A 23,989-nucleotide genomic window follows, 5' to 3' on the forward strand; every position below is an offset into this window, starting at 1 on the left:
CGACTCCCTCGCCACCCAGCGCTACCTCCAACGCATCAAGAACGTGCACGTCCTGGACGAGGGGCGGGCGGAAACGGTCGCGGGCATACGCTTCGCGGGCATCGGCGACCCCCAGTTCACCCCCGACGTACGGGCCCAGGTCGGCCCCATGAACACCACCATGACCCTGCGCCCGTCCCTCACCGGCGGCACGAAGATCAACGTCTCCCCGCTCGGCGCCCTGTCCCTCGACAGCCACCACGCCCCGGTCCGCCTGGACGTCAACGTCGACCAGCTCGACCCGGAACGCTCCCAGGCCCTCGTCGACCACCCCGAGCGCCTCTCCGGCCTCCAGGACGAGGTCGCCCGGGACGTCGAACACGGCACCCTCGACCTCGCCGTACGGTCCTGCACGGCCGTGGTCCTGGGCGCCACGACCCTCGGTCTCGCGGTCTACCGCCGCCCCCGCCGGGCCCTCGCGGCCGGCGGCCTCGCCCTGACCCTCCTGGCGGCGTCCGGAGCGACGGCGTTCGCGACCTGGAACCCGAAGTCGATCCTGGAACCGAAGTTCTCCGGCCTGCTCTCCTCCGCCCCGTCCCTGGTCGGCAACGCACGCAACATCGTCACCGAATTCGACGTCTACCAGCAGGAGTTGGCCCGCCTGGTGACAAACGTGACGAAGCTCTACGACGTCACATCGACGCTCCCCGCCTACCAGCCGGACCCGACCACGATCCGCGTCCTGCACGTCTCGGACATCCACCTGAACCCCGCGAGCTGGAAGATCATCGCGTCGCTGGTGGAGCAGTACAAGGTGAACGTGATCGTCGACACCGGCGACACCATGGACCACGGCACGACGGCCGAGAACGGCTTCCTCGACCCCATCGCCGACCTGGGCGCGCCGTACGTCTGGGTCAGGGGCAACCACGACTCCCTCGCCACCCAGCGCTACCTCCAACGCATCAAGAACGTGCACGTCCTGGACGAGGGGCGGGCGGAAACGGTCGCGGGCATACGCTTCGCGGGCATCGGCGACCCCCAGTTCACCCCCGACCGCTCGACCGCGCCGGGCGCCGACAACGCGGAGGAACTCGCCGGCGACCAGCTCGCCTCCTCCCTCCGCGACCAGCGGGCCGCCGGCACCCCGGTCGACATCGCCCTGGTCCACGAACCGTCGGCGGCCCGCCAGACCGACGGCGAGGTCCCCCTGGTCCTGGCCGGCCACCTCCACCACGAGGGCACCGAGGTCATGAAGCACGGCACACGCCTGCGCATCGAGGGCTCGACGGGCGGCAGCGGCCTACGGGCGGTGGAGGGCAAGTACCCCGACCCCATCGAGGCGTCGATCCTCTACGTCGACCGCGACACCCACCGCCTCCAGGCCTGGGACGAGATCAAACTGGGCGGCCTGGGCCTGACGACGGCCGAGGTGAGCCGCCACCTCCCGAAGGAGAACCTGCCGGGCGCACCGCAGTCACCGAGTCCGTCACCGACCCCCTCCCCAAGTCCCTCCTCGCCCCGGCCGTCGGGCACCCTGTCGAGGACCCCGTAAACCGTTTTGGCGATACCTCCCGCCATCCCATATGCTTCTGACGTCCCCGACGCGCTGAGAAGCGCCCAGGCGGGCCGATAGCCCTCATCGTCTAGCGGCCTAGGACGCCGCCCTTTCAAGGCGGTAGCACGGGTTCGAATCCCGTTGGGGGCACAAGATCGTTTATGCGTTTTCGCAGGTCAGATGGGCTACTTACCCTACCGATGGAACTACCGCCGGTAGGGTTTTTAGTATGATTTGCGCGCTGCGAGCCGCAGGGCGCCATCGCCGTTGCATCTGGCTTGATATGTAATCACCCTGATCATGCGCGCCATGGCTCATAACCCAGTAGAAGGCCGCTAGCCAGCCCCAGTGCTTGCCGACCATCGCACCGAACGGCACGCCCAGCGCGTTCGCAACCGTGAGCCCGGCGAACATGACCACCACCGCAGGACTTCCTCTCCGACGCGACCAGACTGCGCGCAACCAGCGAGCCGATCCCAAAGAACGAACCATGGCAAAACGCCGTGATGATCCGACCGAGCAGCATCACCGGATAACTCGGCGGGAGAGCGGGCACCACGTTCTCGATGATGAACAACACCCCCAGGCCGACCAAGACTTCCTCACAGCGCCGCCGAGCCGTCGCCTAGCTCAGCGCGATTGCGACACTCAACGCGTACCCGGAGATCACCCAGCTCACTGCCGCCTCGGACACCGCGAAACTCGACGCCACCTGCGGCAACAGCCCGGCAATCAGGAAGTCGGTCAGGCCGATGCCGAAACCGCCGAGCGCCAGCGTGACGAGTCCAACCGGCATCCGCTGTTCTCTGATCGCATGCCCGGCGCGTCGCGAGTGTGCGGCCCTTCCCGCCACAGTGTGCGGATCGCACGGACCTTGGAACACACGGGCATGGCCCGATGCACTGCTACGCGGCATCGGGCCATCACCATGCCACCGCGCGGCCACAGAGTTCGTACCGGTATTCGGCCCCTTGCGCGGCCGGCACCAACCTCCTGGCCGCCACCCAGGCCAGCCAACGGCAGCCCGCCCCCCTGACCGACGCGCCCGTCCTGCTGCCGGTGGTCACTCTTTCTGGTGGCATTGGAGGACGACGCGGTTGCCCTCGCCGAAGACACACTTGAGCTTCACGCATTTGGCGGGTATTCAGCGGCAGTCCGCTCGAAGTAAGGCATTGGAGTCTCAGGAGAGCCGCCGCGAGGATAGAATGGCCAGCCACACATGGTGCGATGATCAGGCTGGGGGGCATGCCGGTGCGAGACTCTGGACAGCAGATGCTGAACGTGATGCGTGAGGTAGCGGCAGCGGCACATCTGGACCAAGCGCCTCTCGCTGAGAATATTGATAATTCCATCCTGCTAGATCTTCAAACCTTGGAATGCATCGCAGAGGAGCCGTTCGACGCCAGCGTCGTGCTTGAGAGGATGGTGCGCGGTGCACATCAGGATTGAAGCTGAATGCCGCCGAGGCCTCCGCATAATTGAGGAGATCCCCAATCTTCCTCTGTGTAAAATCGAGGGTTACAACGGCATCGGCAAGACTAATGCCATCAAGCTGCTTGGACTCTGTTCTGGAGAACAGCCTTTTGCCGGGCAAGATTCGTCGTGGCGAACCTTTAGGGAACAATTGGTTCGAGCGCGGATAACTGTTACCGGCCTCAACGAGGCAAGCGAGATCGAGTGGTTGGTCGAGCCCCACCGTTGGCCTGCCAAGGCAGAGCCCCTTGGGGAGCTACTAGGTGCTGTCCGAGTATCAGGCGTTTCAGCACGCTCCCGTGACATTCCCGCAATTTTCAAGGTCTATCACGTACTAGCCGCCAAGACGCCCGATAGAATACTTGCCGGTCGAATCCAGGATGCACGCGATCGCCTCAACAATTGGGACTCCGCCAGCGGCCAAATCCGCCAGTCCCAACTCGACGACCGCCTGGGCGATCTCAAGAAATTCATCGATGCCTGTGCACCTGAACAAGTGGCAGCCGAGTCTGCTGCTGCCAGCGAGGCAAGAACACGTGCAGATAATCTTGCATCGCAAGCTCAGAAACTAAAACGTCGAGTTGCGCTCCTCGATCAGGCCGTGGATACATCCGAGCGCTTGGCGCAGGTCCAGGGCCGCGGCTCTGAAATGCAGGAAAAGCTAGGCGAGTTGAACGAAAAGCTGGCTGGACTGGATCGCGAGAAAGAAGCACTGAATAAGCAGATCTCTGCCGCTAGTGCTCGAGAGCACCAAGATAAGCAGGCGGAGCGCGAATTCGACAACGCACAAAAGCATCTCGCGCGATGCGATAAGGTACTGCGCGAAACGACCTCTACACTCGAGAAATTGGCGGCGATCGCAGATGTAGCTCCGCGGCGTGATGCAGTGGATGCTCTGAGTAATACTGTTGGTGCAACATTGGCTGAGCTCACAGAATTGCAACCGCGGATTCACTCAGCACCGCTGGTCGTGGACGTGCTCAACGACCTCGCCTCACGTTTGCAGCAGGCCGAGCTGGACGATCTGGGCGCGGAGATTCTCTTCGAATCAGTTGACGAAAGGCTTGGATGGACCGTAACGGATTGGAAGGACAGGTGCCTGCAGCGCATGGCTGCGTTGCGCGAACGTGCCCCTTCGTCGGACGCCGAGGAACTTGCCCACAAAATCGAGCAAATCCGCAATCGGCTGGATGCCCTGTCCCAGATGTCGGACGCACTTGATCAAGTTGATCAAGCTCGGATTAAACATGCTGGGGCTCAGGAACGGCTGGGAGCAGCAGCAGGTGCTCTGCCGGAGCAGACTGCACGTACTGTAGAAGATTTGATCAAGATTCGTGATTCTCTGGATCAGCAAGGGCTGGAAGTGCAGTCCGAGCACATCCGCCTTACCCAGGTTTACGCGTTGCTGGGCGGTGGCCTCAGCGAGGAGAAGCTCGCGGCGGAACTTGACCGGCTCTGTAGCGAGGCAGATGTCGACGCAGCGCGCGTACGAGGTCGGCGGGATCGTGAACGTCTTGAACGCGATGACATCCAGCGCAAGGAGGCTCAAGCTGCCCACCAAGCTGAGCTCTTGCAGCAGCAGGCTGACAAAAGATCTACCTATATCGCCCGCGTAGTCCACGAGCTAGTGACGAAGGAGGACCTGTCCTGGCTACGTCGGGCGGTACCTGCCATTGAGTCATTGCCCGAGGCGTCTCTTGATTCTCAGGCAAGGATACTCGGCGAAATTTCCATTCGCCTGGATGAAAGCCGAGACTTGCTGGAACGCACGTTCGCGACTGTACGTGGAGTCGGATCGTCACTAGGCGCCCTCGCTACAGACCTTGACCTTGATCGCTCTTTGTCCGGTGACCACCAACGCAACCCCTATGATTTGGTAACGCGCCGATGGCTGGCAGCAGAAGTGCGACAGTGGTTCGCGGATGACCTTGTGCGCCAAGCGCTATTCGACGGCGGCGACGACATCAGACTCGACGCGAACAGCATGAATGTCTTCTGGACGGTGAGTGGCGAAACCCGCCAGCGCTCTCTGTCGGCATTCTCCAGTGGACAGCAAGCCTTTGCCTTCACCCAGGCGCAAGTTGCTCAACTTGACCGCGAGGAGTCGCCAGCTGCGAACAGATTGATTGCTCTTGACGAATTTGGAGCCTTTCTTGACAGTAGGCGCATGTCGGGGCTCGCACAGTATCTCACGGACCGGCAGCGCGATTCCGACAGAGATCAAGTCGTGGTGATTCTTCCGCATATTCCCCATCAGCCCACGAACGCCGACGGGGAAAATGCGGCTCACATTGACGACCTGGAACGGCGCGGCTATTTTGCGGAGGCCTTGCGACCGTGAGGCACGAGACCGCAACCAGTTCAAGTCGCGAAATCTTTGGCGTCCCTGCCGTACTCGCAGCCTCTGAGTGTACCGCCTTGATTCGCGATCTCACTCAACTCTGGTACTTGACCTACAATCAAGAGCTGAGCGATATAGATGGCGACATCGAGCTTTGTCGTCGTTTCTTCGATCCACTCGCCCGAGGACACAGTCTGCGTGAACGTCTTTCGCAGCTGCCGGCCACTCCCGTAGAGCTACTCCGTTCCAAACGAGGCGAACCTCTTGTCGTAAATACTGGCGAGAACACGCTAATCGTGGGGGTCGAAGCACGTATTCTAATTTCGCTACTCGATGATCTGGACCTCGAAGATAACTACGTGGTTCTGCCTCCCCGTGATGTCGCGATTGCAGAAGGCCGCGCCTTGGCGGTCTACCAGAAATGGAGTCGCGCGCGGCTGAACCAGGTAATTGCTCTTCGGAGCGGTCAAGGCCGTGAAGTCATGCAGGCGATCTCTGTCGGATTGGTCATAGCGCTACTCATCAACCGCTCGGATGTCCCCGAACGTGCCGTCGTACGTTGGAGTAGCGGGTCGGTGGAAGGGCAGCGTGTTGACACGGCGATCCATGCAGGGGCCGAACGCTTTGCTGGAGCCATTTCTAAGAGCCGCAGCAATAGGTCAATGGGCGAGCAGAGACTGAAAGGCGGATACGCGTTGAGCGAAGCGCGGCGCCGACTGGCTCATCGTGTCGTTGTAATTCCTAATCATTCCGACGACGGCGAACTCCTGTATATTCCTGCGAAATACAAGGAAGAGGTAATTTCGTTTCTTGGAAAGGATCTCGCCCGTCGCCCCGGACTCACAGAATCACTGCTCTCGACGGGGCTCGATCAGCTTGTCGAAGAATTCCGAGCTGTCGCCGGAAGGCTCGCGCATGAGTCGATGGTTTTTGAGCGCTCCGCTGACACGCGAGCCGTAATAAAGAGCCTGACTTCCGAATTCACGCTTGCACGACAAGAGAGTGATTAGGGAGCGTTAGGAGCAAGATTTTGTCCCTCCTGTGAAAATTGTGACCTGAAGGGACCTACTGACGCCGAAGCAAGATGAGACGCTCCGAGAGCTCTACATCATGGCGGGTCTGGTTACTGGCCCAGCGCTGACCACGCCGACGGAGCACAATATCTTTTTCCATAGAGAATCCGACTTGTTCACCGATCTGGCCAATGAGACCCGGCGTATCGATGTAAACGCCATATGGGGCACTGTCCCCTACGAGCCAGACGAAAGGCGCACCAGAGGTCATGGACTTCGCGAGGTTTTCCAAGATCTGGGCCATCGCAGCGAAGTAGTCTGGGATGACGCGGTCATACTCCTTTCCTCGGTTTCGCTTGTCGCGCTCTGCCTGCAGTTGTGCGGTCAGTTCCTGCACAGTGGCGCCTGCGTTCGCAAATCGAGCCAGCCTTGAGCTAGCTTCACGCGCAGCACCCACGCTGGTTTGCTGAGTTGTGGCTGTAATCATCCCCGAGCGTACTGTCGAGCACATGTCGGCCCAACTGGTCACGTCTCCCCAGAAGTAGAGTTCTAGTCGTGTTGCGTCGGCGTAGTCGAAGTTGTTTAGGTATGGAGGCGATGCCACGCAGCCCTGCGCTCCGATTGCACCTTTCCAGGTTTCTGGATCCCGAGAATCGCCGTGGGTAACGGAAGCGGAGATGTCCGATCGGATTATCACTCCCTGTTGAAGATCCTCGGCCATCCACATTGCCCGTTGGATGAAGCGTTCAAGCGGGTCGGTAAACCGCGGCTGCCTTTGAGACCCTGGACGTTGGTAGGGCCACCCCACTCGTACGGAAGCCACGTCTCTCAGAGTTCCCAGCAGCGCCCATTTCACGTATGGGCCCCAGTGGCCGGCGTGGCCGGCGCGGATGATGTCTCGCAGCGAGACAAGACGCGCAAGGACGGCAGGTTGAAAACAACGCTGTGTTAGGTCTGCTTCTTTCTTGAGCGCGTCCCCTGCCGACGGGGCCATCCGCTCAGCTGTCTTAGCCAGGGAGCTTGCCGTCTCTATCAACGACTCGGGGCTGCCTGGGGGCGTCTGCAGTTTCAGGTTTGCCAACTCCGCAATAAGCGGATGAGTCTCGATCCCATAGAAAGAGTGGCCTGCACTGCGCGCAGCCGTCCCCGTCACTCCTGATCCTGCAAAAGGATCAATGATGAGGCTGCCCGGATCTAGATCCAGGGTTTCCAGCAGAGTGGATACGTAGTCGGAAGCGAAGCCAGCCGGGTACCGGAACCACCGGTCGAAGGCTTCTTTGCGGCTCGTGCCGTGGCTACGTCCACGCCCGGAGGCAGGCTTTACTGGCATGAGGTCGTCGGCACGCCGTGAGTCATCGGGCAGAGAGGAGTCTTGGATCAGCACCCGCACATTGCACCACGGTGTTGGGGTCCGCCGCCACGGTGTTGAGCGATCAGCTGGGCACCTTGCCGAGGAAGGCATCCAGCGCAGGGTTCCGTGGACGCCACCCAGCCTCCCTGTAGTAGGCAAGAACGGAGTCGCCACAACGTCCCAGAACACGGATCATGGCTTTGATCCCCGATGTGTCAAGATCGTCTAGCCATTCCCGGGTGCGCATCCGTTGCTCGGAGTGCCTCCAGTGAGCGTCAGCAGCGAAGAATCCGCCGGCTATGTCCTGGGCTAGTCCTAGATGTCCGGACTCGATGAGTGCGCGCAGGATGCTATGGATGAAGCCGAGGGGGGTTCCCACATACTCTGCATCGCGATCTTCCCAGGGGCTTTCAACAAGGTGGCGAGCCATGCAGGATCCGAGCACTGCACCCTGCTGCGGGGCCCCACCGACCCATTTGCGCAGCGTAGCGGACGGAACACGTGCAAGGTGATCAAGGTAGAGCGAGGCGTCGTGGCTATACGCCTCAGCCAGGGATGCTAGGTCGCCCAGATTTTCGCCGACACCACGCAACAGTCCGTTCACCAGACGCCGCGCGCGTTGGGCGGGTGGTTCGTCACGCTCGGTCGAGATGGCGTTCAACTCTCGCCGCAACTCACTCATATTCGGCAGGCGCGCAACGACCTCTTCCTGGGTGCAGCCCAGCACGAACTGACGCCAGTGCAATACGTCGGCAGCATCGGGGAGCAGTGATCGGCCGGTCTGTGGCATCTTGCCTGTAAGAAACCAGGCAGCCACCCGTCCCAAACTATAGACATCGACTGCAGCCGTGGCTTTGCGAGGATCGTCGCTGAGCTCAGGAGCGTCAAATCCCGGTGTTCCCATACGCTGCCCAGTCCTTGTGAGCGGGGATTTTCCTGCTTCGGGTGGACGACGCACCATTCCCCAGTCGGCCACCACCCATCGCAGTCCGCTTGTATTCTGGCCGGGAAGCGCCAAGATATTTGCTGGAGAAATATCCCGGTGAATCAGATTCTGCTGATGAGCAACCTCGAGTGCGTCAGCCAGATTCAGCAGGATGGAGATCAAAGACTCCTCGGTCAGTCTGCTCCGCAGATTCTTCATAGTGCCATCTGCGATTGGCATCGTGTACCAAAGAAAACCTGGATCGTGATCGCGAATCGGCATTATGTTGGGGTGAGCGAGGACCGTCTGGGCCTCGATCTCCATCCTGATGCGCGCCTGCGCGTCCGGCCGTCCGCGGGCAACCTTCAGCGCGACCTCTGCCCCAGTGCCGCGGTGCACCGCACGGTAGACCTCAGCGTAGGCCCCATCACCTAGGGCGGTGTCTGCGATGTGGTATCGATCGTGCGGCGACACGCTTGTCTCAGGTTCCCCCACAGGCACAGCTTACGACTGCGCCCTCGAGATCGACATGGCCTCGATTCGCCAAGCTGGCCGAGAACTGCCCTCAGCAGAGGTGAGTTCGTCGACTCGGAGGGATGGACCTCCTGGCTGACATGACTGCCTTACTGCGGTCGCGACTCGGGACTTGAAGTCTGACGGTTGGTCAGGCCACCTGCACGATCTCGAATCAGGTACGTCAATCGGGCGCAATGGGCAAGCATGACAGGGCAGGATGCCACCATGAACCCGGTATGGCTCGCGATCACCACTGGAGTTGGCGGCACCCTTCTTGGGAGCTTGGCCTCGTACTTCGGTCCGCTCCAGCTCCAGCGACGAAAGGAGCGCGCCGACCAGAGGCAGGCTAGCGATGCCTTTGCGGCAGAGGCGGTCAGTAAACTTGCAGAGATTCGCGTTACGACAGCGATGTGGTTGGAGACGCTCCGGACCACGGTTCAGGATCTTGAAGTGGGTCAGTTCATAGATCTTGAAAAGTTCACGGAGAAGGCGGCAGCGCATAATCTCCTGACTCGTACGGCCACATCAGGGATCACCAACCAACAAGTCTACCTTCAGTCCAGGCAGCCGAGCCGTGGACCCTATCAGGAATTCATGTTGGAAATCCGTGATCTTGAAGCGAGCCTTCGCGTCGAAATTTCCGGGCAGCGCCGTCAGAGAACCCGCCCACTCGACCAGCAAAAGATCTCTGAACTTAAACATCAGCTAGAAAAGGCAGACGAGTTTCGAGTGGCAACAATCGATGCGATTATGAAGCTTCTAGAACAGAGGAATGATGCGGTTTTCGATCGTCTGTAGAGTGCGGGCCGCGCTTGGGATGGCGAAAGATTTGTGCGAGTCCTGCCCGTAGGCGGAGTCCACGGTGCCCCAGGCGAAGGGCAGCGGGAAGGCAAGGACGCGAAGGATCATGTCGCGGACAAGGTCGCCTTTGGCGGCGAAGGTGCGCTCGTCGGGGACGCCAGCCGCCGGGCGGCGTTCCCGGTCGCTTGTCCCAGAACTTGGGCAGGTATAGAGCTCACGATCGACCAGGGCGTAGGCGGTGGCGTAGGCAGCGAAGGCGCCGATCTGGCAATTCGCTATCCGCTCGGCCGTGCCGGAGTGCTGCCGCTGCGCCCCTGCAGAAGCCGGTGTCGTCGCGGATCAACTCGCCGTCTGCCTGGCCGAGTTGCTCGGCCATGTACGCCAGCAGGTCGTCGGCATCCCACCGGCTGTCAGAGAGAAGGTGCTGCAGGCCGTGTGGCGTGGCCGGCGTACTCGGCGAGCTGCCAGCTGTTCTTTCGGCCTACCGGGCCGAGCAGTCCGCGGACGGAGTCCCGTATCCGCCGTGCGTGGCCGTCGCCGACAGAGCGGCTGAGTGCCGCCCATCAGAGTCTGCCGTAGCGGCAGACGACGCGGAGGTACCGGCGCCGTGGGCGGGGTGGGATCCGATGGCGGGACGGGCTGTGCAAGCCGTGCCGTACGGAGTCTGGCCGAGTGGTGGCGGTCGCCACGGTGGTGCCGCAGCTGGCGCGGCGGTCCGGCGACTGGAGGGAGTGTCCGCCGGAGCCGGCCCGGCGACCGCTCGGTGAAGACGTGACGTCATGGCCGAACATGCAGCACGCGCCCTACCGAAAAGATAGGTACAGGTGTTCCATTCAGGAAAGGCTGTCACAGCCTCCGACGTCGGGTGGTTGGATGCCGATGTCCAGTGGCGCGACCGTAGGACCGCATACGGTCGCGGCGTTCGTAGGGGATGGAGGGCCGAGGGGTGAGTGACCGCAGCTCGATCGAGTGGACCGAGGCGACGTGGAATCCCACAACCGGCTGCGACCGGGTATCGGATGGGTGCGACAACTGTTACGCGTTGGCGCTGGCGAAGCGGTTGAAGGCGATGGGGTCAGCGAAGTACCAGAAAGATGGTGATCCCCGTACTTCCGGACCTGGCTTCGGTCTGACGGTACATCCGGACGCGCTGCGGGTGCCGCTGGGATGGCGGGCGCCGCGCACGGTGTTCGTGAACTCGATGTCGGACCTATTCCACGCCCGGGTTCCGCTGGACTACGTGCGGCAGGTCTTCGACGTGATCGGACAGACGCCGCAGCACACGTACCAGGTGCTCACGAAGCGGGCGCGGCGGCTGCGGCAGGTCGCCGACCGGCTGGAGTGGCCGGCGAACCTGTGGATGGGTGTGTCCGTGGAGAGCGCGAAGGAACTGCCACGCGTCGACGACCTGCGGCAGGTGCCGGCCGCGGTGCGGTTCCTGTCCTGCGAGCCGCTGCTCGGGCCCCTGGGCGGCCTGGACTTGACCGGTATTCACTGGGTGATCGCGGGTGGCGAGTCCGGTCCCCGATTCCGCCCGGTGACGGAGGAGTGGGTCACAACGATCCGGGACACCTGTGTGCAGGCCGATGTGGCCTTCTTCTTCAAACAATGGGGCGGCCGCACCCCTAAGGCGTCTGGTCGGCATCTTCAGGGCCGCACCTGGGACCAGATGCCTATGCCCGAACCTGTGCCTGCAGGCTGACCTTGCTTTTGGCCGTGAGTTTGCCCGGTGACTGGACGACGATCAGGCCATCCTGACGCATCTGCCGGGCCGCCTGAAGGGCGTGCTTGGGCAACCAGCGGGCGGTCTCGGTGAGCAGCCACTCGCCGACTGTCTCCACGCTGGCCTCTCCGAGGGTGAGGCGCTGCGTGACCAGTTCCAGCAGTTCGGTGTCGGTCAGCCCAGCTGCCTGGAACAGGTCGAGCTGACCTTCGAGTTCGGCGCCGCGGGTGCGGGGGTCGCGGAAGCTGTCACCGTCGCGGTCGTCGACCTTCCACATAGCATCCTTCATCGCTTTGAGGCCGGCGGGGCTGCCGGTGCCGAAGACGAGGTAGAGGGGCTGCCCGGTGCGAGGGACGAGTTTGAATTGCAATTGGTAGCCGAAGCCCGCCCGGCGCAAGGCGTCGCGGTAGGTGTGCAACCACACGCGCCATCGTTCGTCGGAGCGCAGTTCGTCGTCTGCGGCACTCCAGTGGTCGCGGCCGCCGAAGACCGTGTCGAGGATGTCGGCGTTGAGCTCCTCGCGCCGGCTGAACCAGTTAGGGCCGAAAGTGGTGATGACCTCGCTGGAGCGGTTGTGGGCGATGCGGTTCATCACGTGCAGCGGAACGTTGGCGCTGCCCCAGCTGTCGAAGATCCCGAGGATCGGGTTGCCCCAGGCGCCGAGGTTGTCGAGGATGGGGAGGCTGTCGCGTCCGGCTTCACCGCGCCGGACCTCCACCCGTACCGGCAGGTCCTTCAACGGCCCAAAGTGGGAGTGGATTTCTGCCAGGAGGTGTTCGTGGCGGGCGCGGTCCTTCTCAATGAAGACCAGGTGCACCCGCCGGGGGCTGAGGTGCATCCGGTCGACCGCATCGTGCCGCAGCAGGCGGTCGAGTATGAACACAGGGGAGCCGGGCTCGCCGTCCTGGTAGCGACCGGGGCCCGCGAAGGCGTCCAGGAGAGTGACCCGGGGCCGGGAGTAGCCGGTGCGCTGGGATTTCTGGAGCAGGATCGGCCACCATGCGTCCAGGTAGCGCTGGTACAGCCGGTGCTTGGCCGCAGTCGCCGGCTCCAGCTTCCACAGCACGCCCATGTGCCCTCCCCCGGTAGCCAGCTCTGGCCAACGCTGTGATTGTCCGATAACTCAGCGTGTGTGCGCCAGAGTGCCTCAGGCATGGATCCAGCCGTTATACCTCCGGCATCGCTCGCCTGGCCCCGCATAGGCCTTCGCCCCCACGGTCAGCCGCCGCCCCCCTGGGCGTCGATCGCATGGGTCAGCGGTGTTGTGTCGCCAAAGTCCTCATAGGGATCGACTCCATGCACCGGCACGGGGCCAGCAGCTCGGCATCCCCGTGCTCGACATCGTGCTGGGCAAGCGCCCAATGGCTATTTATCCGAGCGTTCAACCGCCCCGACACGCCCTTCAACAGCGGCTTTGGAGATCGGCCGTAACCATTCACAACGACCGCTCACGCCCCCGGTTCAGGATCCTCCGGACTCGCATTCTGGCAGCCGGTCTGGGTAACCGAACTCCGTGTCCGAACACCGTGGGCAAGGCACCTCACGATTGATGTGAGAGAACTCTGACGCGAGTGCCACATGGAGGCTGCCAACGGCCGTTCACAAAGGCCAGTCGTAGCCAAGGTCCGCCATGCGCGCTCTGAGCTCGGACTCCGCTGCTTCGTATTGGCGCCCGAGGTCTGCCATCGAAGTCGCATACCGCTCACCCCATGACCGATAAGTGTCGATCAGACGCTGCCGTTCCGTGACGAGGAGCTGTTCGACACGCGAGCAGAGATCATTCCCCAAGGTGTCGAGCACCCGGCTGCGCCCCAGGTCGAGGGGAAGGTCGGGCAGCCGGTGTTCCGGCCGGATCGGGCGGGCGGCGTCCCATCTATCGACCACGCCGGCAAAGCCTTTGTGGCTGAGGGTCCTGAGGTCATCTCGATGATCTGACCACCAAGCAGCAAAAGCACCAGTCACTTGGTGGTAGTCCAGGATCCCCAATGGCAGCAGTTCCTCACAGAACGTCCTCCGAAGGTGGGAGCGCGTCCCGGACGTGAACAGGTCGTTGGTTCCTGCCAGGTCCGTGAACAGGTCGTTCTGCCTCTGCCACCACATGCGGCTGCTCAGCATCAACTGCTGCTCCTGAGCAGCGGTGAGTTCTGGGATGCGGGCTGCAGTTGCCTCGTAACCCTCCGCGTAGAAGTCCCGGTAGCCGGGGCGTGCGGGAACGACGAGTTCGTCGAGATCGATACCGAAGGCTTTGAACCTCTCCACTTCTGGCTTGATTTCCCGCCAAGGGATGCCACCAGTCAGCGCCGCCTCAACGTCCAGCAAGGGTTCGGCAGGCGGATCGTCGACGACGTACCTTCGGATGTTGATGTTGAAGTCGTTCGCCTCGATCTCCTCCAGCGAAACGATGCGCGAGAAACCCGGAATCTCCTTCCAACCCAGGAACGCGTCCGCGATCTTCTCCACATGCTGGGGATCCAGGCGGTTCTGCGCCCGCTCCGCGGCCACCTCATGCTCGGCGTTGATGAACAGAACGCGGCCGCGCCGGTCTGCCGGTGGTCCCTGAGTACCTCTCACCACGAGGATGCAGGCGGGCAGGTTCGTGTTGGAGAAGACATTCGGTCCGATGCCGATCACTGCTTCAAGCCGATCGTCTTCGATGAACCCGCGTCGGATGTCTGCCTCGGACCCTCCCCTGAAGAGCACTCCGTGTGGGGTGACCACGGCTCCGACACCGTCGGGGCGCAGGCTGGCGAGCACATGCTGGACGAACATCAGGTCGGCCTTCTTGGCGCCTTCCGGTGTCCAGCCGTACCTCATGCGTTCCGGGTGCCTGACCTCGTCCTTGGCATAGTTCATGGAGAACGGTGGCGCTGTGAGGACGCGGTCGAAGCGCTTGAGTGAGCCGTCGTGGGCGTAGAGAGGTTCGGCCAGTGAGTCGGTGCCGGACACAGAAGCGTCTGCGATGCCATGCAACAACAAGTTCATGCGGCCCATGAACCAAGCAGAGCTGTTCTTCTCCTGCCCGTACAGGGCGAGTTCCCCCCCGGCCCCGTCGCGCTCGCTGGCGTACTGAATCGCTTGGAGAAGCATGCCGCCCGAGCCCAGGCACGGGTCGTAAACATTCTGCCCTGCCTGTGGTTCCACAAGCTCTGCCATGAGTCGGCATACGGCGCGGGGGGTGTAGAACTCCCCGCCTCGCTTGCCGGTCAAGGACATGGCGCGACCAAGGAAGCTGTCATAGGCATGGCCGAGCACATCGCCGAACTCCAGGTACTCGTCGCTGAGGTCCAGCTGGCCGAAGTGGTTGACCAATTTGACCAGTTCGGCTTGTCCTGGCTTCCTGTTGAAGTCGATCGGATCGAACAGGTTGTCCAGTTCCCGCTTGTTGCTCTGCTCCAGCGCAGACAGCGCCTTGTTGAGCGCATCTCCCAGCTCTGTACGAGGGTTCGCGACGATGTGCGACCAGCGGGCGCGGTCGGGCACTGTCAGCAACCCCGGCTGATCCGACACTCTCTTGAGCAACAGCAAGGGCGCGATGACCTCGTGATAGCCAGAGGCCGTCATGACGCCCCGCAGGTTGTCGGCTGCTTGCCAGAGGAACTTCTCCAGCCGCTCTACCGTCCAGTGCCGGATACGCGTCTCATTCACCGGCTCGGTCCCCCGTGGTCAGCTGGTCGAAAACAGACGGCCGAAGAGCGGCCAGCCGGTCGGCCATCGCACGCTGGATCCTGATCTGCTCGTCGATGTCGGCAAGAGCAGCAACGACAGCCCGCTGCCGACTCAAAGAGACGAGAGCCACCGGGAACCGACTCAGCATCTCGGAGTTCAGCGAAGGGACCGTGCCGGGGAGGGCCAGGCTCAGGAGCTCTCGCCGCACGGGAGGATGCGTGAGGTACGCGGCCAGGTAGTCGGGGAGGACCTCTCGAAGCGGTCGGATACGCAGGCACGAAGAGCTGTAGAACCAGTTCCTCTGCTCCGGGCGGATGAGTGCCAGCCGACCGAGCGTTCCTTGCCGCACAACGAGCAGATCGCCCTCACGCAGGGCGAACCGCGCCAGCCGAGCGGCCTGGCCCTCGGGGAGCCGACGTACCCGCCGGGTGTCCACGGTGAGGTGCTCCGTGATGTCCGGCGGCGAGATGACCGGTACGCCGTCGGGGCCATCGTGCAGGTTGTCCAACAGGGAGCCGGACGGGCCGGCTGTCACGCTGCAGAGGCTGCCCAACGGGATCCGCTCGACCTTGGCTTCACGCCAAGCCTCATCCGGAACCATGGATGTGTAGCCTCCCAGCACAGTTCGGCCCGTCCTTCCCTCAACAACGCAGATCAGACCAAGCACAGCCAATAACGCAGGGCCACACGCAGCAGTTCCTCAGCCGCCACAGCCAGCATGGCCATGACGATCACGGTTAGGGCCGCCGTACCGCGCCCCGACATGGCGGCCACGGAGACCCCCACGACGATGATCACGCCCAGCGTCACCATCGCCTTTCTGGTCTGCGAGGGCCAGGTCCAGGCATGATGGACATTGACAATTCTCATGTGGATTGTCTCCCTGCCCCCGCGAGGGGGTCGGTTAGGCCGCGCCGCCCTGCTTGGTTTGGAGCCCGACAGGGCGGTGCGGTCGTCAGATGGGACTGCACCTACCTGCAGCGCCGCGCAGGAAACGACACATCCCCCCACAGCGCCACACACGAACTCAGGCAACCCGAGCCTCGATAGCCTCATCGTAGCACTCGATGCGTGCGAAGACCTCTTCGCACGCATCACACCATCGCGTTGCGTGGAAAGACCGAGTATTGCTGCACCACATTGGCGAGGTAACAACATTGTTTTTCTCGAGGGAGCACGAAGGTCCGCGACATGGATCCGTCAGTCACCTCGATGTCAGACGGTGAAGCGGCAGCCGGACGAAGAACGGAACCTCTGGGTGCGTACTCAGCGATCCGTCATCGGGGACGCACCACCGGAGAGCTCGAAACGATCGAGTGGAGCGTGTACCAGGAGACCGGGTTGATCCAGTCGATTGGCGGTGACCCGGCAAAAGTGGAGGCCGCTATCCCACCCGCCCTCGGTCTGCGCCTGCATCGACCCACTGCGCCTTCGCGCTGACCGACGCCCGGCCCGCGCGGGCACCGCCGTCGACACCAGTCGCTGGAGTGGTGGCCGCTCCTGTCCACACGAGGCAACCGAGTCTTGGCCGCCAGATCCAGCATTGCGGCGTCGCCCAACTTCACCGGGCCGGTGAGTTCATGCCCGGCGAGCGGGACACAACGGTCTCGCAGCAGCTACCGGACCCTCAGGTGATGAGGCCGGAGATGTATAGCGGGGCGAGCGTGCGGATGCGGCGTTCGGGGATGTCGCCGGCGAGGGCCTGGACGGCGAGTTCGGTACCGGAGGTGGCGGCCGCTCCGAAGAGTTTACGCAAGAGCTCCAGCCCTTGGGCGGCGACGTCACCGACGCGCGTATCGGCACGCAGGTCGGTGAAGGCCGCGGCGACCTCGTCGACGGGAACGGCGGCCATGATGCGGTAGACGTCACCGGCGTCCTTGTTGGACAGCCTGTCGGGCCGCTTTTCTGCATCGCGGATACGTTCATCGAGCTTGAACGCCTTGGCGACGAGCAGCGCGGCAGGGCCAGCGACATAGGCCTCTACGTTGCGGGAGTCCCCTGCTGTGAGGCTGGCCAAGGTCATGAGGGAACGGTCGACGGCGGCGACTTCAAGGCCGGGCACCTTCTTGGTGGCCCAGGAGTCGTGGGGCGGCAGTTCGGTGCGCCGTTTCGTGTTCGGTTGCGGGGCCAGCTGGTGCGGGACCAGGAGGTCCACTTCGACGGGGACGGTCAGTGTGCCGACCTGCTCGGGGCGTTCCCACAGACCGGACTGCTGGTCTTTGAGGGTGAAGCCTGCTTTACGCATGGCCTGTTCGAGCAGCGGCCGGTCTCCGAGCCGTGCGGGGTCGATGCTGATGTCGCCGTCCGAGGTGTAAGCCGCACTGCGGATCACCGCATCCTGGGTGCGGAGATAGACAGCCTGGGCTCCCACCACTGTCAAAGCCTCACTGTGGTCTTCGAGAGCGATGAGGGCGTCCAACAGGACCCTGCGGGCAGCCTGATTGAGCTCATCTTCGTCTGCGCCTGCCGGTGCCTGTGACATCGTGCCCCCCTCGATCGTGGACGCGATCTTAGAGGAGCCCCGGCTCCTCGGTGCCCGAAAGACGCGAAAGATCAGCAATGCGCCAGGAGTGTTCTTCCGCGGCCATGAACTCGAGCACTTTCTCGCCCTCGGCCGGCATACGTCCCGGGCCGGAGAGGCAATCCAGCACCAGCTGGCTGGGGCCGACCTGCCGGTAGCGGTCATACCGCCTGGGCCGGTGCAACACGCTGGAGTCTGGGGCATGGAGCAGAAGAACATCGCCGCCTTCAGGCACGGGCATCAGCCCGAGCTCCCGTGCGATGGTGTGGCCCGCTGCGGGATCGGGGGACACATAGAGCATGAGCTGTCCGCCCACGGCTACCGGTGCAATAGGGCGAGCGGCATAGGAGCCCGTTACAAGGACGTCCTGCCCAGCAACAACGCCGTCTCGCTTGATCAGACGATCCAGGACCGCTTGGAGGCCGTTGGGAGCGAGCATGCCTTGCGGGTTAGTGAGACGCATCAGGTCCAGGTGGCTGGCCCGGGTGCGCAGCAGCTCCTGCCAGTCGACCGAGGTGATGACCTTGCCCTCGCGCCCGACCAACAGCTGATCCTCCAGGGCATCGAGCAGCCGTGACACGTAGGGGACGCTGAGGCCGGCGTGCTGGGCGAGTTCCGTGGTCCGGTAAGGAGGTGCGACGTCGGCCAGAAGCCGGATGAGGCGGCCAGCCCGGGCGCCGGTCAGCAAGGGCTTGGCGCTGGCCGTCCGGTGGCCTGCGGGAGCGCGGTCGGCCCCGCGGGTGTGGATCACGACCGCAGGCCTGCTCACACGCAGCGACACGTTGCCGGTCAAGTCGAGATAGTCGATTCCCTGCTCGCGCAGGGCCTCCTGGGTCTTGGGGCTGATCCACGGCGAGAAGACCATCAGGCGTGTGTAGTGGTTCACCCGCCGCACGAGCAGCGCCGTGGACGTGAGGAACCCGAAGACGTCTTTAGGTGTGATTTTTTCCCGGACATCCACGAGCAGCTGGGCGAAGTTACCCTCGTTGTTCGACTTGATCTGAAGGACCGCTTCCCAGCCGTGGTCACCGCCGGGAAGCTCTTCAGGTTGAACGGTGACCTCCCACTCCTCTCCCAGGAGGTTCTGCAGCGCGGCTCGGCCCTGGTCAAGGACGGCGGCAGCAGGCGAAGGGGTGAGGTTGGCCACGAGACGATGATGTCACGGCAAGGGCCTCGGTCCAAGAAAACTTGCCGATTTCGCCAACTTTCCTTGGACCGGAAAGTTGGCGAACTCTGCAAGTTTTATGATTCTTGCGCCTTGCCGAGGGCCGGAAAGTCGGCCGAATCAGCAACCTCAAGGGGTGGCAGTGCAGCTCCCCGTGACCGGTGCGGTCAAAGTCCTCGAGGATCGACTTGCCGTTGCATGTGCCCCGACCGCGGTCTCTCCCGGCTGGCCGACCAGCCAGGTGAGTACCTTCATCATCGCTTGGACCTGCTGCGTCTGAAGCGCCTCCCTGTCCCGTCGGTCCGCGAGGGCGGATTCGTACCGGACCACATGGCGCTCGCTCTCGGTAACCCGGTCTATTGCTTCGCCCACCGCGGCGTCAGAGGCGACAACGATCCGGCACACGGCCTCACTGGTTCTGCCGTCGTAGCGGATCGTCAGGCGCAGCGCGTCGAAGAGAGGGCGGGACAGGTCATCCGGCAGGCGAGACAGATGGACAGGACTCACCGGCAGACGGCTGAACAGCTCTGGCGTCCCCGGCCCGTGCGGTCTTTGGTTGTCTTCCAGCGCGGCCGCGAGCTGCTCCTGGAGAGACTCCTGCTGTGCCTGCAGTTGTGCGTGCCGCTCGCCGATCTCACGGACGAGACCTGGATCCGGTGGGTCGATCAGTTCCAGGTTGTGCAGCAGACGCCGGCTCCGGGCCGCGGTATCCGCGAGAGCCGAGCGCAGGGAGGCCAGCCGCTGCTGCCGCTCCCGTCCCTGCTCCGCTTCAACGACCGCCATGTGGGGCGCCAGTAAACGGCGCCGTGCCCCGGCGAACACCTGGGCGCACACGAAACGGGTGAGCCCACCGAGGAGCACGTCCTCGCGCACCCAGATACTGGGTGGGTGCCCCGCAGGCCGGTATTCCGCCTTGGGCGCGCACACGTAGTAGGTGGTCCGACCGCTGGGCTTGCCGCATATCCGACGGCCGCACAGGACACAGAACACGTACCCGCGCAGCCGGTAGACGCGCCTGGTGGAAGGATGCCGGTTCATCCCGGACGCGCCACGCGAGCGCTGACGGCGTTCAGCGACCTGTTGTGCCCGTACGAATGTCTCCAGATCGACCAGGGCCTCGTGCGCGGGTGCGGCGGACCACACCCACTCTTCGGCCGGATTGAGGCGGTTCCCGCCGGTGCCCTTGCGGGCCCGCCGGTTCCACACCATGTGCCCGGTGTACTTCGGATTCAGGAGGATCTCCCGCACGTTCGAGGCGGTCCAGCGCCCCGCAGCCCGCCCGGCGTCCACTGGAGTCGGCGGCGGGTTGGTCAGGAGATCGGCGTTCAGGCGGTCGGCGATCTCCTGGTAGCCGAGTTCCTCCGCCGCCCTCCAGGCAAAACACTTGGACACCACCAACCCCTCAACGGGATGGGCCTCCAGCAGCGTCTTCTTGATCCCCTTGACCCGCCGCGCCGGCACCGGGTGCGGCACTCTCCGGGCGCGGTAGCCGTAGCAGGGCTTGCCGACGTTGTACCCCTGCTCGGTATGGGTCTCGAAACCCGCCCAGGACTTCTCCAGCAGTTCCGTGACGTACCACTCCGCCACCCCCTGCTTCACCCGCCGGGTCAGCACCTCTGTCGCATTCCTGGCCCGACGGCCCCGGTCAACTACTCGGATCGGCTCATCCGCAGCCCACAGCACGACCCCCGCCTGCTCCAGCCGATACTCGATCTCCGTCGCGACATGAGTGCGGCGCGCGATCCGGTCGATCGACTCACAGATCACCGCGTCAAACCGCCGCCCGGGACCGACTGCCTCTTGCAGCAGATCCCCGATCCCGCCGTCACGCGGAACAGGGATCTCCATCAGCCGATGGGCACTCCCACGACCGCGGTCCGCGAGCGCCGTACGCCCGGACTCCACGTCGTAGAAGTGGGCAGCAATGACCGCACCTTCCGGCAGGACCTGCTCGCACGCCCGCAACTGCCTCGGCAGCGACAACGTCGGATCCTGCTGGTCGAACGTTGACGTCCGCCCCACCCACGCAACCCGAACCGGACCAAGACGAGCGACAGTTGCGGCGTCCCCATCGCCGTGCCCGGAGCGGTCTCCCTTGCTGTCGCCATGCTGTGAGGCCGCCCACGCCCGGATCACCTCGGGACCACCCGCCACGAACAGAACCCTTTCGCCTTGGTACCTCGCGCATGGGCTGTCCTCGACCGAAAGGATCTACGCACGACCCGCCCAAGACCAACCCGATCGGACGCGGCTGACCTACAGACCGCGGGCTGAACAAGCCACCATCTCGCCGAGTGCCTCGACGCCCTCGGCACTCCTACCTGGGCGACCCCTGTCCCACTGATCGTCGAACCGTTCCGAAATCACCTGGAACCGCACACCATGTCGGCACCGGGAATTCAGAAGAGAAGTCGTCGGGCGGCCCCCGCGGTTAGCCGGACACCGGCCCACGGCGTGGGGGATCAGGATCGTCCCCACCTGCTGGGGCGGGCATACGGTCGAGCAGGGCGCGAGTCTGCTGGCGGAGTTCGCTGCCCAAGGCGCGCAACTCCCGACGGTGACGTGCATGACGTGCGGCAGCGCCGACCGCCACAGCCGCGGACATGCCGCCGAGCAAGGCCACAACGCCGGCCACGTCCGCGTGGACACCACGCACGGCGGCCACGCGGGCCATCGTCACCAGGGGCAGCAGGGCGGCGCACGCCACACCCCCTACCGCCCACCACCGCTCACGGCGCAACGCCTCCCGCCAAGTCAGCGCGACCGCACGGTGGACGAGACGCTCGCCGACCCCTCCCAGCCCGACAACCCTGGCGCGCAACCGGGCCGCTTCAGTCGGCGAGAGGACCCCATCTCCATCCAGGACACGCCGGCCTTCGGCAAGCTCCAGTCGCCAACGAGCACGCGGCACAGGCCTGGGCAGAGTCCCGGTCGCCTCTCGAAAGTGATACTGCCCAAGTGCCGCCGCAACGGCCACGACAGTCAACAGGCCGAAGAATCCCTCAGCACCGTCCTCACCCATGTCGTTGACCCCGTAACCGGCAGCCAGCCCGACGACGAGGGTGACCAACGGCGTGGCGAAGCGGTCGAAATACCGGCCGTTGGGGAGCGCGTGCAACAGGCGTTCCATCCGGTCGATCCGCCGCCAGAGCAGCAACCGGGCCACCTCGTAGGTGAAAAACCACAGCACGAAGAACAGGTCGGCCAAGCCCAGCAGGTAGAACCAGTAAGGCATCCCCATCCCCTTATGCCCGCCTTGGCACACTGGCCATCAATCATGCCCACGCAGGCCGCCCCGCACAGGAAAAGCGCCACAACGCCACAGGTGAATCCGCAGGCCGCACGGCGGGCTACGGAATCGGCACCCGGACCCGGTCAGCACCGTCCCCACCAGACAGATCACTGCCGCTTGACCGCACCATGGCCACGAGCATCCGGGACCTCGCCGCTCCGATATGAAGCCGTTTACGCAAGGTCTCAGCAGAGATCGGTCGCTGAAACGTCTCCCAGTGCCGCGCATCCTCCTGCCGAGCACGCTCCAGGAGATCATCTCCGGGAGCCATCTGACTTTCACCCAGACCAGGGTCAATACGAGACGGCAAGATCGAATCGCCGCAACCCGAGCCCGGTGCGACCTCCTCCTGCGCCGCGCTGTGCACAAGCCTCTGCTCCTTGGCCGGCCTCGCATCGTGAGCGCCCGCAATGGCCTGCAACAAGCCGGGACCAACCTCCGCCCACCCGATCAGCAACAACGGCCCAACCCCATCAAAAGCCGCCTTACCCGTCTGACCGGCAAGCAGCGGATCCGTCACGTTCAGCGCCAGCGTCATCAGACTCGAGAAGACCAACAACCGACGAGCGGGCCGAAGCTGCTCCGGCCGGGCACCGTGCAACGCCAGATACCGCGTCCCCAGCAGCAACCCCATCACCGACAGATCCACCGCCGGCGCCACCAGGGGCGCCACCCACGACGGGACACCCAGGCGCAGCGCCAGGGTCCACACGTTCCCGAAGCCGAACAGGAATGTGAGTCCGACCACGGCCCCCATGATCCACGTGACCGCTCGAAGCGTGATCGTCCGCTCGTAGGAAGTACCCGTCCACCCCGTGACGGCTGCCGGACCCGTGTCCCGCTTCACCGTGTCCCGTCCCAGGCCGCAGGCCGAAAACGCCCCTCCACCACGAGGCGCCCGATACGGATTGGACACTGCCGGTCAGACCTGCAACCATCTGCGTGTGCCCCGATTGGGGGCACGTAACACCGTGTGCGACACTGGCTCGGCCAGTTCGCGCGCAACAGCTTGGTCCTGTGGAGCAGCTTGGAGTGCTCGCCACCCTGTCAAGGTGGAGGCCGCGGGTTCAAATCCCGTCAGGACCGCTGAGGTTCCGCAAGGAATCTCGTGGCTGGGTAGCTCAGTTGGTACGAGCGATCGCCTGAAAAGCGATAGGTCGCCGGTTCGATCCCGGCCCCAGCCACCGGATCGAAAGCCCTGTCCCACCCGGGACGGGGCTTTCGTCGTAACCGGACGACACAGGGCGGGGCGCGATGGGTCAGGACGAGGCCAGAGGTATCCGGGACACGGACCTGGAGAAGATACGGGCGCGGTACGGACTGCTCGCGGTGGCCGGCAGCAACATCGCGATCACGGCGGTGGCGATCTTCGGCGTATGGCAGCTGAACGGCGACCGCGCGGTGATCGTAGGCGTCCTGACCTCGGCGTTCACCGCGATGGCGGGCCTGACGACGGCGTACTTGGGCATCAAGGCCGTATCGAACACGGCGCAGTCGATGTCGCGGCCACCGACTCGTCTTCGTCGAAGACGCCATGAGCGCGCTCACCGCGGCCGAGCATCAGGCGTCGGTCAGACTCGACTTCCCGCGGCTTGGGTCGGTGGTGCGTCGCTCCTGAAGGAATCCGACGAACGGCGCGACACCGGTGCCGGGTCCGACCATCAC

18 protein-coding genes, 3 tRNA genes and 3 pseudogenes are annotated in these 23,989 nt (G+C 63.9%); 10 read left to right on the top strand and 14 right to left on the bottom strand.

Going from position 1 to position 23,989, the window contains the following annotated elements; all coding sequences use genetic code 11:
* Positions 1 to 34: 34 nt before the first annotated feature.
* Together ACNFOC_RS27850 and ACNFOC_RS27855 are read left to right on the top strand one after the other, a co-directional pair.
* A complete protein-coding gene (locus ACNFOC_RS27850) occupies positions 35 to 1,534 on the top strand; it encodes a metallophosphoesterase family protein (RefSeq protein ID WP_416961851.1) in 1,500 nt (499 codons plus the stop codon).
* An 80-nt stretch (positions 1,535 to 1,614) separates the two neighbouring features.
* A tRNA-Glu gene (locus ACNFOC_RS27855) sits at positions 1,615 to 1,687 on the top strand.
* Positions 1,688 to 1,843: 156 nt separating this feature from the next.
* Here ACNFOC_RS27855 and ACNFOC_RS27860 read toward each other — a convergent pair.
* Positions 1,844 to 2,333 (bottom strand): annotated as a pseudogene (locus ACNFOC_RS27860) (MFS transporter); the annotation flags it as partial.
* Positions 2,334 to 2,782: 449 nt separating this feature from the next.
* Between ACNFOC_RS27860 and ACNFOC_RS27865 the strand changes: the two are divergent.
* The 3 genes from ACNFOC_RS27865 to ACNFOC_RS27875 all read left to right on the top strand — a co-directional run bounded on the left by ACNFOC_RS27865 (position 2,783) and on the right by ACNFOC_RS27875 (position 6,361).
* Positions 2,783 to 2,986 carry a hypothetical protein gene (locus ACNFOC_RS27865; protein ID WP_416961835.1) on the top strand — a complete coding sequence of 68 codons (204 nt, stop codon included), beginning with the start codon at positions 2,783 to 2,785 and terminating at the stop codon, positions 2,984 to 2,986.
* On the top strand, positions 2,970 to 5,351 hold the full coding sequence (locus tag ACNFOC_RS27870; protein WP_416961836.1) for a coiled-coil domain-containing protein: 2,382 nt from the start codon (positions 2,970 to 2,972) through the stop codon (positions 5,349 to 5,351). The genes ACNFOC_RS27865 and ACNFOC_RS27870 overlap by 17 nt, the downstream gene beginning before the upstream one ends.
* 77 nt (positions 5,352 to 5,428) lie before the next feature.
* Entirely contained in the window at positions 5,429 to 6,361 is a 933-nt protein-coding gene (locus ACNFOC_RS27875) for a hypothetical protein (RefSeq protein WP_416961837.1), read from the top strand.
* Between the two features lie 55 nt (positions 6,362 to 6,416).
* Here the strand turns inward: ACNFOC_RS27875 and ACNFOC_RS27880 are convergent, their stop codons facing one another.
* Entirely contained in the window at positions 6,417 to 7,748 is a 1,332-nt protein-coding gene (locus ACNFOC_RS27880) for a DNA methyltransferase (RefSeq protein WP_416961838.1), read from the bottom strand.
* 49 nt (positions 7,749 to 7,797) lie between these two features.
* Positions 7,798 to 9,141 carry a serine/threonine-protein kinase gene (locus tag ACNFOC_RS27885; RefSeq protein ID WP_416961839.1) on the bottom strand — a complete coding sequence of 448 codons (1,344 nt, stop codon included), beginning with the start codon at positions 9,139 to 9,141 and terminating at the stop codon, positions 7,798 to 7,800.
* 240 nt (positions 9,142 to 9,381) lie between these two features.
* Here ACNFOC_RS27885 and ACNFOC_RS27890 point away from each other — a divergent pair, with 240 nt between their 5' ends.
* Entirely contained in the window at positions 9,382 to 9,954 is a 573-nt protein-coding gene (locus tag ACNFOC_RS27890; protein WP_416961840.1) for a hypothetical protein, read from the top strand.
* 39 nt (positions 9,955 to 9,993) lie between these two features.
* Here the strand turns inward: ACNFOC_RS27890 and ACNFOC_RS56085 are convergent.
* A pseudogene (locus ACNFOC_RS56085) lies at positions 9,994 to 10,481 on the bottom strand (transposase); the annotation flags it as partial.
* A gap of 422 nt (positions 10,482 to 10,903) precedes the next feature.
* Between ACNFOC_RS56085 and ACNFOC_RS27900 the strand changes: the two are divergent.
* Complete coding sequence (locus ACNFOC_RS27900) at positions 10,904 to 11,659, top strand: DUF5131 family protein (RefSeq protein WP_416961841.1); 756 nt, start codon at positions 10,904 to 10,906, stop codon at positions 11,657 to 11,659.
* Here the strand turns inward: ACNFOC_RS27900 and ACNFOC_RS27905 are convergent.
* From ACNFOC_RS27905 to ACNFOC_RS27945, 9 genes are all read right to left on the bottom strand, one after another.
* On the bottom strand, positions 11,631 to 12,752 hold the full coding sequence (locus tag ACNFOC_RS27905) for a three-Cys-motif partner protein TcmP (RefSeq protein ID WP_416961842.1): 1,122 nt from the start codon (positions 12,750 to 12,752) through the stop codon (positions 11,631 to 11,633). The two genes, ACNFOC_RS27900 and ACNFOC_RS27905, sit on opposite strands and share 29 nt — an antisense overlap.
* A gap of 527 nt (positions 12,753 to 13,279) precedes the next feature.
* On the bottom strand, positions 13,280 to 15,325 hold the full coding sequence (locus ACNFOC_RS27910) for a type I restriction-modification system subunit M (protein WP_416961843.1): 2,046 nt from the start codon (positions 15,323 to 15,325) through the stop codon (positions 13,280 to 13,282).
* On the bottom strand, positions 15,318 to 15,947 hold the full coding sequence (locus ACNFOC_RS27915) for a restriction endonuclease subunit S (RefSeq protein ID WP_416961853.1): 630 nt from the start codon (positions 15,945 to 15,947) through the stop codon (positions 15,318 to 15,320). The genes ACNFOC_RS27910 and ACNFOC_RS27915 overlap by 8 nt, the downstream gene beginning before the upstream one ends.
* A gap of 53 nt (positions 15,948 to 16,000) precedes the next feature.
* Positions 16,001 to 16,216 carry a hypothetical protein gene (locus ACNFOC_RS27920; protein WP_416961844.1) on the bottom strand — a complete coding sequence of 72 codons (216 nt, stop codon included), beginning with the start codon at positions 16,214 to 16,216 and terminating at the stop codon, positions 16,001 to 16,003.
* A gap of 757 nt (positions 16,217 to 16,973) precedes the next feature.
* On the bottom strand, positions 16,974 to 17,828 hold the full coding sequence (locus ACNFOC_RS27925) for a hypothetical protein (protein WP_416961845.1): 855 nt from the start codon (positions 17,826 to 17,828) through the stop codon (positions 16,974 to 16,976).
* 28 nt (positions 17,829 to 17,856) lie between these two features.
* Positions 17,857 to 19,014, bottom strand: coding sequence for a helix-turn-helix domain-containing protein (locus ACNFOC_RS27930; protein ID WP_416961846.1), 1,158 nt, complete (start codon positions 19,012 to 19,014; stop codon positions 17,857 to 17,859).
* A 147-nt stretch (positions 19,015 to 19,161) separates the two neighbouring features.
* Positions 19,162 to 21,186, bottom strand: a complete 2,025-nt coding sequence (locus tag ACNFOC_RS27935; RefSeq protein WP_416961847.1) for a recombinase family protein — start codon at positions 21,184 to 21,186, stop codon at positions 19,162 to 19,164.
* A gap of 277 nt (positions 21,187 to 21,463) precedes the next feature.
* Positions 21,464 to 22,267, bottom strand: a complete 804-nt coding sequence (locus tag ACNFOC_RS27940; RefSeq protein WP_416961848.1) for a hypothetical protein — start codon at positions 22,265 to 22,267, stop codon at positions 21,464 to 21,466.
* 115 nt (positions 22,268 to 22,382) lie between these two features.
* On the bottom strand, positions 22,383 to 23,072 hold the full coding sequence (locus ACNFOC_RS27945) for a SpdA protein (RefSeq protein ID WP_416961849.1): 690 nt from the start codon (positions 23,070 to 23,072) through the stop codon (positions 22,383 to 22,385).
* A 263-nt stretch (positions 23,073 to 23,335) separates the two neighbouring features.
* Between ACNFOC_RS27945 and ACNFOC_RS27950 the strand changes: the two genes are divergently transcribed.
* Together ACNFOC_RS27950 and ACNFOC_RS27955 are read left to right on the top strand one after the other, a co-directional pair.
* Positions 23,336 to 23,410, top strand: a tRNA-Asp gene (locus tag ACNFOC_RS27950).
* 24 nt (positions 23,411 to 23,434) lie between these two features.
* Positions 23,435 to 23,508, top strand: a tRNA-Phe gene (locus ACNFOC_RS27955).
* A gap of 75 nt (positions 23,509 to 23,583) precedes the next feature.
* Here ACNFOC_RS27955 and ACNFOC_RS27960 read toward each other — a convergent pair.
* Positions 23,584 to 23,811 carry a hypothetical protein gene (locus tag ACNFOC_RS27960; protein ID WP_416961850.1) on the bottom strand — a complete coding sequence of 76 codons (228 nt, stop codon included), beginning with the start codon at positions 23,809 to 23,811 and terminating at the stop codon, positions 23,584 to 23,586.
* 17 nt (positions 23,812 to 23,828) lie between these two features.
* Here ACNFOC_RS27960 and ACNFOC_RS27965 point away from each other — a divergent pair.
* A pseudogene (locus ACNFOC_RS27965) lies at positions 23,829 to 23,942 on the top strand (isochorismatase family protein); the annotation flags it as partial.
* Positions 23,943 to 23,989 lie beyond the last annotated feature (47 nt).

It is taken from the genome of Streptomyces colwelliae, assembly GCF_048158785.1.
Classification (GTDB): domain Bacteria; phylum Actinomycetota; class Actinomycetes; order Streptomycetales; family Streptomycetaceae; genus Streptomyces.